This window comes from Streptomyces sp. NPDC006265, assembly GCF_040613555.1.
Taxonomy (GTDB): Bacteria; Actinomycetota; Actinomycetes; order Streptomycetales; family Streptomycetaceae; genus Streptomyces.
The window spans coordinates 1-9,584 of sequence record NZ_JBEXSH010000294.1 but is presented as its reverse complement, the minus strand read 5'-3'; the positions used below and the strand labels follow the sequence as shown (position 1 = coordinate 9,584).

The 9,584-nt window shown below is 69.9% G+C and carries 10 protein-coding genes and 1 pseudogene; 7 read left to right on the top strand and 4 right to left on the bottom strand.

Going from position 1 to position 9,584, the window contains the following annotated elements:
* Positions 1-57 precede the first annotated feature (57 nt).
* On the bottom strand, positions 58-984 hold the full coding sequence (locus tag ABZ281_RS23175) for a cyclase family protein (RefSeq protein ID WP_356658257.1): 927 nt from the start codon (positions 982-984) through the stop codon (positions 58-60).
* 104 nt (positions 985-1,088) lie between these two features.
* On the opposite strand from ABZ281_RS23175, the gene ABZ281_RS23170 reads away from it, so the two are divergent.
* The 3 genes from ABZ281_RS23170 (at position 1,089) to ABZ281_RS23160 (ending at position 4,432) form a co-directional block, all read left to right on the top strand.
* Positions 1,089-2,003: an SDR family NAD(P)-dependent oxidoreductase gene (locus ABZ281_RS23170; RefSeq protein WP_356658255.1), complete on the top strand. Its 915-nt coding sequence runs from the start codon at positions 1,089-1,091 to the stop codon at positions 2,001-2,003.
* Between the two features lie 231 nt (positions 2,004-2,234).
* Complete coding sequence (locus ABZ281_RS23165) at positions 2,235-3,383, top strand: acyl-CoA dehydrogenase family protein (RefSeq protein WP_356658253.1); 1,149 nt, start codon at positions 2,235-2,237, stop codon at positions 3,381-3,383.
* A complete protein-coding gene (locus ABZ281_RS23160) occupies positions 3,383-4,432 on the top strand; it encodes a Zn-dependent alcohol dehydrogenase (RefSeq protein ID WP_356658251.1) in 1,050 nt (349 codons plus the stop codon). The genes ABZ281_RS23165 and ABZ281_RS23160 overlap by 1 nt, the downstream gene beginning before the upstream one ends.
* Here the strand turns inward: ABZ281_RS23160 and ABZ281_RS23155 are convergent.
* Entirely contained in the window at positions 4,422-5,435 is a 1,014-nt protein-coding gene (locus ABZ281_RS23155) for a helix-turn-helix domain-containing protein (protein WP_356658249.1), read from the bottom strand. The genes ABZ281_RS23160 and ABZ281_RS23155 overlap by 11 nt on opposite strands.
* Positions 5,436-5,506: 71 nt before the next feature.
* On the opposite strand from ABZ281_RS23155, the pseudogene ABZ281_RS23150 reads away from it, so the two are divergent.
* A pseudogene (locus ABZ281_RS23150) lies at positions 5,507-5,680 on the top strand (MFS transporter); the annotation flags it as partial.
* A 131-nt stretch (positions 5,681-5,811) separates the two neighbouring features.
* On the opposite strand, the gene ABZ281_RS23145 reads toward ABZ281_RS23150, so the two are convergent.
* A complete protein-coding gene (locus ABZ281_RS23145; protein WP_356658247.1) occupies positions 5,812-6,585 on the bottom strand; it encodes an XRE family transcriptional regulator in 774 nt (257 codons plus the stop codon).
* Positions 6,586-6,906: 321 nt separating this feature from the next.
* On the opposite strand from ABZ281_RS23145, the gene ABZ281_RS23140 reads away from it, so the two are divergent.
* Both ABZ281_RS23140 and ABZ281_RS23135 read left to right on the top strand, forming a co-directional pair.
* Positions 6,907-7,407, top strand: coding sequence for a hypothetical protein (locus tag ABZ281_RS23140; protein WP_356658245.1), 501 nt, complete (start codon positions 6,907-6,909; stop codon positions 7,405-7,407).
* Positions 7,408-7,539: 132 nt separating this feature from the next.
* Positions 7,540-8,112 carry a class I SAM-dependent methyltransferase gene (locus ABZ281_RS23135; RefSeq protein WP_356658243.1) on the top strand — a complete coding sequence of 191 codons (573 nt, stop codon included), beginning with the start codon at positions 7,540-7,542 and terminating at the stop codon, positions 8,110-8,112.
* Between the two features lie 21 nt (positions 8,113-8,133).
* On the opposite strand, the gene ABZ281_RS23130 is transcribed toward ABZ281_RS23135, so the two are convergent.
* Positions 8,134-8,841, bottom strand: a complete 708-nt coding sequence (locus tag ABZ281_RS23130) for a recombinase family protein (RefSeq protein ID WP_356658241.1) — start codon at positions 8,839-8,841, stop codon at positions 8,134-8,136.
* A gap of 340 nt (positions 8,842-9,181) precedes the next feature.
* Here ABZ281_RS23130 and ABZ281_RS23125 point away from each other — a divergent pair.
* Positions 9,182-9,584, top strand: a 403-nt coding sequence (locus ABZ281_RS23125) for a helix-turn-helix domain-containing protein (RefSeq protein WP_356658239.1), incomplete at its 3' end; no start/stop codon positions are given.

The window sequence follows — 9,584 nt, the reverse complement described above, 5'->3', positions numbered from 1 at the left end:
GGGGCGAGCAGCGCGGCGCCGCCATCCGGCTTCTGCGGGGTGGCGGCCCGGCCCGGCCTACAGGACGGCGACGGGCGCCACCGGAGAGCCGGTCGCCCCGGTGAACGGCTCGGGGGTCGCGGTCAGCAGGAACGCATAGCGGCCCGCTTCTCCACAGACTGTGGACAACTTTTCGAGATTCCAGTTCTGGCCTTGTGGCATGCCCATTTCCACGAGGTCGAGGGCGTGCACCGGCAGCCAGAGATCCTCCACCTCCGGCGGGAACACCTCGAAGGTCAGCGTGTCGTTGGCGACCGCCGCCACATCGCGCGCGTGGAACCACTCCGGCGTGCGGATCGACAGCCCCGGTGACGGATACGCGTAGCCGTGCCGGTCCCCGGCCAGGCAGGCCTGGATCTGTCCGGTCCGTACGAGCACGATGTCACCGGCCCGCACCCGTGTGCCGGCCAGTTCCTCGGCGGCGCCCAGGTCCTCGGGCGTGACGGCGTACCCACCGTCGAGCCGGTCCGTGCCCCGGGCCCGGGCGACGTCCAGCAGCACCCCGCGCGAGACGACGTGCCGGACCGTGCCGATGCCGCTGAACCCGGCGCCGCCGTGCGCGGTGACGGTGTGCGCGGAGCGGCCGTTGTAGAGCCGGCCCGAATGCGAGACATGGGGGAGGGCGTCCCAGTGGGTGGCCGCCTGGAGCCCCATGGTCACGACGTCGTCGCTGCACGCGACCGTGCCCGGGCCGAAGATCTCCTGGTTGATCTGCACCATGGTGTGCAGGGGGTTGACCCGGCCGGGGATCACGCCGGTCTGCACGCCGTCCTGCTGGAGAGGCAGCGCCAGCGGGACACGGTGGCCGGTGCGGACGGTCGTCGCGGCCTGCCTGACGACCTCGTCGGTGATCAGGTTCAGCGTGCCGATCTCGTCGTCGGATCCCCAACGCCCCCAGTTGTTCACGCGCTTGGCGATGTCGTGGAACGCGTCCGGCAGTGACATGGGTCCTCCCCGGGGCTTGCCCTCCCGCATCTGACGGGTCGTAGAATTCGGGAATCGCGAATCTAACGGTCCGTCAGATATCGTGGGACGGGAAGGGGCCGGGCGTGGGGAACTTCTTGGCAGGCAAGGTCGTCGCCGTCACGGGGGCGGGCCGGGGCATCGGCCGGGCGGTCGCGCTCGCGGCGGCCGCCGAGGGAGCGAAGGTCGTGGTCAACGACTACGGCGTCGCCATCGACGGTGCCTCACCGGCGAGCGAGATCGCCGAGGCCGTCGTCAAGGAGATCGAGACGGCGGGCGGGGAGGCGGTGGCCGTCGCCGACGACATTTCCACGATGGCGGGCGGGCAGCGGGTCGTGGACATGGCGCTGGCGTCGTACGGGCGACTGGACGGGGTGGTCTGCGTGGCCGGGATCCTGCGCGAGCGGATGCTGTTCAACATGACCGAGGAGGAGTGGGACCCGGTCGTCGCGACGCATCTGAAGGGCACGTTCACGGTGTTCCGGGCCGCATCCGCGGTGATGCGCGGGCAGCGGTCCGGGACGCTGATCGGCTTCACCAGCGGCAACCACCAGGGGTCGGTGTCGCAGGCCAACTACAGCGCCGCGAAGGGCGGGATCATCTCGCTGGTGCGCAGCGCGGCGCTCGGGCTGCACAAGTACGGCGTGACCGCGAACGCGGTGGCGCCGGTCGCGCGGACCCGGATGTCGGCGGGAGTGCCGCTGGAACTGGCGGAGATCGGGGAGCCGGAGGATGTCGCCGCGCTGGTGGTGTACCTGCTGTCCGACGCGGCCTCCCGGGAGGGGATCACCGGGCAGGTCTACACGGTCGCCGGGGCGAAGATCGCGGTGTGGGCGCAGCCGCGGGAGCTGCGTGCGGCGTATGCCCCCGGCGGGTGGACCGTGGAGGGGATCGCGGAGTCTCTGCCCGGGTCGGTGGGGGTGGATCCGATGCCGTTGTTGGAGCGGGTGCGGGAGATGGAGAGGGCGGCGGGTCGGGGGGAGCGGCCGAACGCCCGGTGACTCGGGGGTGGGGGTCTTTGTGGCGGTGCGGGTGGAGTGGGGGGCTGGTCGCGCCCACGCGGCGGAGCCGCACATCGATACAGCCCCGCGCCCCTTCAGGACGTTGGTCCGCGGGCAGTCGTGCCGCCTGGGGTGGCACGGGTGGGCGCGGGCTGCACCCCGCAGCGCCGGGTTGCGCACTCGCCCCGTCTCGGCTCCACCATCCAGTCACTTCGATCCAAGGCGGCGATCGTGGACTTCGGATTCACTCGAGAGGACCAGGACTTCCGTGAGGAAGCCCGGGCCTGGCTTGCCGAGCACGTCAAGGGCGAGACGGACCAACGCGTTTGGGAGCGCACCCTCGGGGCGGCCGGGTGGATCGGGCTCGGGTGGGGCGGGGACGGGTACGGGAATCGCAGGGCCACCCTCACCCAGCAGGTCGTCTGGGCCGAGGAGTACGCGCGGTCGGGGGCGCCGCCGCGCTCCGGGCACATCGGGGAGAACCTGCTCGCGCCCACGCTCCTCGCCCACGGCAGTGACGAGCAGAGGGCGAGGTTCCTGCCGCCGATCGCCGCCGGTGCGCAACTCTGGTGCCAGGGCTACAGCGAGCCCGGCGCCGGGTCGGATCTGGCCGGTGTCCGTACCGCGGCCGTGCGCGAGCCGGGCGGCCGTACGTACCGGGTGACCGGGCAGAAGATCTGGACGTCGCTCGCCCGCGAGGCGGACTGGTGCTTCGTGCTGGCCAGGACCGAACCCGGCTCGGTGCGGCACCACGGGCTGACCTTCCTGCTCGCCCCCATGGACCAGCCCGGCCGGATCGAGGTCCGCCCCATCCGCCAGATGACGGGCACCAGCGACTTCAACGAGGTCTTCTTCGACGGCGCGCACGCCGAGCACGTCGTCGGCGGCGAGGGCAACGGCTGGCGTGTCGCCATGAGTCTGCTCGGGTTCGAACGGGGCGTGTCCACACTGGCCCAGCAGATCGGGTTCGCCGAGGAACTGGACGTTGTGGTGCGGGCGGCCGTGGAGTCGGGCGCGGTGCACGACCCCGTCGTACGGGAGCGGCTCGTGCGGCAGTGGGCCGAGCTGCGGACGATGCGCTGGAACGCCCTGCGCACGCTGGGAGGTTCCGGTGACGCGGGCGCCCCGAGCGTGGCCAAGCTGCTGTGGGCCGGCTGGCACCAGCGGCTCGGGGAGCTGGCGGTACTGGTGCGGGGAGCGGCGGCAGGGGTGGGCCCCGCCGACTGGTCGGCCTCGGCGCCGTACGAACTGGACACCGCGCAGCACCTGTTCCTCTTCTCGCGAGCCGACACGATCTACGGCGGCTCGGACCAGATCCAGCGCACGATCATCGCCGAGCGCGTGCTCGGCCTGCCCAGGGAGCCCAAGGGGGCCGTGTGATGCGAGGCGTGATCTTCGACGGGAAGCAGGTCCGGGTCGTGACGGACCTGGAGGTGCGGGAGCCGGGACCGGGCGAGGTGCGGGTGGCCATCTCGGCGGCCGGGCTGTGCCACAGCGATCTGTCGGTGGTGGACGGGACCATACCCTTCCCCGTGCCCGTGGTGCTGGGCCATGAGGGGGCCGGTGTCGTGGAGGCGGTGGGTGGCGGCGTCACCCATGTCGCGCCCGGTGACCATGTGGCGCTGTCCACCCTGGCGAACTGCGGGACGTGCGCGGAGTGCGACCGGGGCCGGCCGACCATGTGCCGGCAGGCCATCGGGCGCCCGGGCCGGCCGTTCGGCCACGAGGGCTCGCCGGTGCACCAGTTCGCGTCCAACTCGGCGTTCGCCGAGCGCACGGTCGTCAAGGCCGTCCAGGCGGTCCGGATCCCCGACGACATCCCGCCGGCCTCGGCGGCGCTGATCGGATGCGGAGTGCTGACGGGGGTGGGCGCCGTACTGAACCGGGCGCGGGTGGACCGGGGTGACAGCGTCCTGGTCATCGGGGCGGGCGGCATCGGCCTGAACGTGCTCCAGGGGGCGCGGCTCGCGGGCGCCGGGCGGATCGTGGCCGTCGACGCCAACCCGGCCAAGGAGGAGATGGCACGCCGGTTCGGCGCGACCGACTTCCTCACCTCGGCCGAGGGCGTGCGCGATCTGCTGCCCCCGGGCGTGGACCACGCCTTCGAGTGCGTCGGCCGTGTGGAGCTGATCCGCCAGGCCATCGACTCTTTGGACCGGCACGGCCAGGCGATCCTGCTCGGGGTCCCGCCGGCCACGGCCGAGGCGTCCTTCCGCGTCTCCTCGATGTACCTCGACAAGTCCATCCTGGGCTGCCGCTACGGCTCCTCCCGCCCCCAGCGGGACATCGCCCTGTACGCCGGGCTGTACCGCCAGGGGCGCCTCCTGCTCGACGAACTGGTCACCCGGACCTACCCGGTCGAGGAGTTCGAGAAGGCGGCGGCGGACGCGGAGGCGGGCCGGGTGGCGCGGGCGGTGCTCACCTTCTGACGGCGTCGGCGGTGTCGTTCTCCGCCCGGAAGGTGCGCCGGTAGGCGGTGGGTGTGACCCCGAGGACCGACTGGAGGTGCTGGCGCATCGACTGGGCCGTGCCGAAGCCCGCGTCCCCGGCCACCCGGTCGACGGAGCGGTCGGTGGACTCCAGGAGGTGGCGGGCCCGCTCCACGCGCTGCTGGGTGAGCCACTGGCCGGGGCTGACGCCGGTCTCCTCGCGGAAGCGGCGGGTGAAGGTGCGGACCGACATGGACTCCTGGGCGGCCATGTCGCGCAGCTGGATCGGCTCGTGGAGACGGCCCAGGGCCCAGGCGCGGGCCGACGTCGTGGTCGCCTGCTGCGGGTCGGGCACGGGCCGGTGGATGTACTGCGCCTGACCGCCGTCGCGGTGCGGGGGTACGACCGTGCGGCGGGCCACCTCGTTGGCGACCGCCGTGCCGTGGTCGCGGCGCACCATGTGCAGGCACAGGTCGATGCCCGCCGCGACGCCGGCGGAGGTCAGGATGTCGCCGTCGTCGATGAACAGGACGCCCGGGTCCACCTCGATCTGCGGGAACAGCCGCTGGAATCGGTCGGCGTCGGCCCAGTGCGTGGTGGCGGGGCGGCCGTCGAGGAGACCGGCGGCGGCGAGGACGTAGACGCCGGTGCAGATGGAGGCGAGCCGGGTGCCGGGGCGGATCCGGGCGAGGGCGGCGGCCAGTTCGCCGGTGAGCACGCCCTGCTCGAAGACCGGGCCGAGTTCGTACGACGCCGGCACGATCACGGTGTCGGCGGTGGCCAGGGTCTCGGGGCCGTGCTCGACCTGGATGGCGAAGTCGGCATCGGTCCGCACCGGGCCCGGCGGGCGGATCGAGCACGTGACGACGTCGTACAGCAGACGCCCCCGGGCGTCCCGGGGGCGGCCGAAGATGCGGTGCGGGATGCCCAGCTCGAAGGGGAGCAGGCCGTCGAGGGCGAGGACGACGACCCGGTGCGGGCGGAACTCCGGCTCACGGCTCATGGCCCGATCCTAACGAATGCTGTCCTTCGGGCCACTCGATGGAGCGTGCCGCAGGTCGGAAGCTCTATGTCGTGACCCAGACAACCGAAGCAGCGGCCGTCCAGCAGCCGCCGAAGCCGACCCGTCCCCGGGTGCACCGCGCCTGGTTCGTCGCCGCCGTCACCTTCGTGACGATCATCGGCGCCGCCGCCTTCCGTTCCGTGCCGGGCCTGCTCATCGATCCGCTGCATGTCGAGTTCGTATGGTGATGCTTTGGGGAACCTGGGAATGGGTCGATCTCGCGCACCCGCCAGCTTGAGCAGTCGGGGTGGACTCGGCGCCAGGCGCCCGTACGGGGCGGCTCCCGCTGTTTCCATGCAGGGGAGCCCCCGATCCCTCACTGCGGCGTAGTCGAGTACCGCTCGATGCTCACGCGGCCTGTCGATCGGTCGAGTAGGCGCAGCTCCCACGGGCCCGTGTTCACATCGAAGTCCTTGCCGAACCCGACCCACTTGCCCGCCATGCGTCGGCCTGTCGGCTCGATGAGCAACTGAATCGCACCGTGGTACCGGGCGCCCTGGTAGTACCCGTCAGCCGCCGTCTGCTCGGTCCATGTACCGGTGACGACGTTCCGATCAACGGTGAGATCCAGGGACAACGGGCTGTCCGGGTTGGTCGACGCTCCGGGCAGGCTCTGGGCTGTCAGCCGGTTGCCGTGCTGGACGATCACGACGTGATGCTTGCAGTCGAAGGTCTCGTCACGGCTGGACGAGTAGAACTCGTACCGGGACAGCCAGATGCCCGCGTACTCGCTCTGCGGCTCCGGCTCCGGGCTTGTAGCAGCGTCAGCCGTGCCGACTTCCCCAGCCTCCATGTCGTGGCCTCCTGCCCCGTCCGAGTGGACGCGTGCCATCGGGATCGCGAACCCCAGTGACTCAGGGGTACGGCCGGTGAACCGCTTCAGTGCCCGCGCATACAGCGGGCGGCATGTCCTGGTCTCCCCGGACTCCCAGCGTTGCACGAGTCGCTTGGAGGCGTCGTTCGGTTCCCCCAGCTCCTCGCCCGCGCCACGTAAGCCCCGGGCGAACTCGTCTTGGCTGAGGTTCATCGACTTGCGTACGGAGGTCAGCACGTCGTTGGGGATTCGCTCGCTCTCGCCCGTCGTCGTCATGATCCGAGCGTAGCCACGTGACGCCTCCAATGACACCGGTTTGACGCCCTCGGGGTGACGCCGACATGACGCCCAAGGAACGCCCTGAACGTCGCCGCAATGGTCATGGCTGGTCCGGAACATGGACGCCATGTCCATCCGCATCAGCGCTTACACGGTGAGAGCCGACGGCACGCAGACCGAGCCGCGAACCCTGTACGAGGGTGAGGGTGGGGAGCCTCTCGCTACTGGCCTCATGCCGCCGTGCCTGTGTTCCAAGTGCACGGGTGGACGACGTAACCGGAGCACCACGGAACCCCAATTACGTGGAGGCAAGCCAGCATGAGCACAGCAGTAGTGATCCGCGACCCGAAGGCGTACGTCACGCCGGACGTCTGGGAACGGGAGGTGGCCCTCCTCCTCCGCAACCCGGAGAACACGCGCGAACTGGCCGAAGCCAAGTTCGGACAGGCCATCGCCTACCTGGTCACGTGCGGTGAGAACCCGGACCTTCTCATGGGCCCGTCTGAGCAGGTGGACGAGGCATGGCACTCGTTCATGCTCGACTCGATCCCGTACCACCACTTCACCAGCCGACACTTCGGCCGGTACATCCACCACGTCCCGGAGCTTCCGGGGGTGGCGGCAGGTGTCCTGCGCGTCACCGACGACGAGGTGACGCGGGATGGGCATGATCCCAAGACCGGCGGCCCGCTCGTCCTGGAGCAGACGATCAAGGCCATCAAGGCGGCCGGGTTCGAGATCGACCCCGACCTGTGGGGCATGGAGGACGCGGCCGACTGCAACCAGTGCCACGCCGGGTGTCACGACTCGCCCAAGTAGTAGTGAGCAGCACGTGAGTTGGGGCCTGCCCCCGTACGTTGGGGGCGGGCCCCTCTTGCCGGAAAGGATCACCGCATATCATTGGCTGAGTCCTGGGACAGGTACGCGGTCGCGAGCAAGCCACGCCGGACCGTGAACGCCACGGGCGATACGACATGGCTGAACTGGACTCAGTACGCCGATCACGGCCCGAACGAGAGCGTTCTGGGCCCCGTGGCCGGACGCCGGGTGCTGGAACTCGGCTCGGGGAGCGGTAGCAACCTCGCGCACCTCGTGACTCTTGGTGCGACAGGTCAAGGGGTGGACATCGCCCCCGCTCGCGAGACGGTCGCGCGGGAGCGCTGGGGCGATCTGTCGGGCATCGCGTTCCGTACGGCGGAGGCGACGGCGTTCCTGAGCGAGACGGACGAGACCTTCGATGTCGTGCTCTCGATCTTTGGTGCCGTGTGGTTCGTCGATCCGGACACCTTGCTCCCGCTGATCCGCTCGCGTATGGCCCCGGGCGGCATCCTGGCCTTCTCGCATTTGCCCCCAGGAGGCCAGGGGCCCAAGCCTGCCAAAGCCGGACTGCGGCACGACCGCACCCCGGATGAGTGGGGGCGCATCCTGACGCGGCACGGCTTCTCCGACGTGTGCGTGTCTCTGATCGACCCGCCAGAGGGCAGGGCCGTGGGCACGATGCTTGTCCGTGCCTTGGCGGCCTGACCGCGCGGCTGTGCACCTGTCTCAGCAGATCCCGGCCTTCTGGCAGACAGAGCGAACCGTCATGGCGCTCCACTTCGCGGCTCTGCGCGGGGGCAGGCCCTCAGTGTCGAGCTGCGCGCCGATGGCCCGGTAACTCATCCCCTCCGCCCTCAGTTCGAGTATGCGGGCCTGCGCGGTCTGCTCCGTGGGGTTGGGTGCCGCGTCGCGCTCTCGCCCCTCTCCGTCCCCGTGGAAGCCGTAGGCGTACGCCCCGACGGCCTTCCGTCCGGATGCTGCCTTGGCCGCACGCCCGTCCCGGAGACGCTTGACCACCATGCGCCGGTCGAGTTCGGCGAACACGCCGATCACCTGTCGCATGGCCGTGCGCATCGGGTCGTCAGGGTCGTCCTGGTGGACCTCCCCGCCATCGGCGGTGAAGACCTTCGCCCCGTCACGCCAGACCACGGCAAGCGTGGCTTCCTGCACCGTGAGCGCACGGGCCAACCGGTCGAGCCGAGGTATCAACAACCCCTCTGCTTCACCCTCCCTGATGAGCAGCAGAGCTTCCGACAGGCCCTGACGGTCAAGCGCTTCGGTCGCACCAGACACGCCCTCATCGCGTGATACGTGAACGATGCGGTGACCGTAGGTCTTGGCCCACGCCTTGACGGCCTTCTCCTGTACGTCCAGGCCGTAGCCGTCCGAGACCTGTCCGGCCCCGGATACGCGGATGTACGCAACGAGCTTCATGGGTTCACTTCCATGGTCATGTAAGTCTTTCCGTGGAAAAACTTACAGTGCAGGTCAGGGGACTGCAACGTTGATCGCATGTTCATGGTGGGTGGCGGCTCGCACGGCCGGGCGTGCAGGGCGAGGGCGAAGGGGTGGGGCATGACCCCCTGAAGGGCCTTGCTCGACCGCCGTGTCTTGGCGGCTCAAATCCTGCCACGGTTCTGGGGTCCGTCTGAGAGGCGCCTCACACGCGATGACCTGCGCTTTCGTCTCTGGAGACCTGTAGATTTTGAGGTCCTTGTGAGTCTTCGGAGAAGGGAAGCCCGCGATACAGGAACACGTATGGCGTCGTGCGCTGGTGCGCTCGAACTTGAAGCCCGCAGAGAAGTTGGTCGGCGTCGCCATGGCGCTGTACGCGGACTACGAGACGGGCGGGAACGTGTGCCCGTCGAACGGCACGATCGCCAGGGAACTCGGCTACGGCGGGAAGGCTCCAGAGCAGACGGTCAACAAGATCGTAGGCAGGCTCCGTAAGGCTGGCTGGCTCACGAAGACCGACAAGGTGCCGGATGGTCCAGTGATCGACCGACTCACTTTGCCGAAGCAGGCGGGTATGGCTGTGAAGCCATACAACCTACATACCTTCAAGAACGACGGCGGTAAGAGCGAGGAGCCAGCGGCGAAGAGCAAGCCGGAAGGCGAAGAGCGGCCCCCCGTAGGGGGCCGACAGGGCGAAGACGAAGAACGGAAGAGCGGCGTGT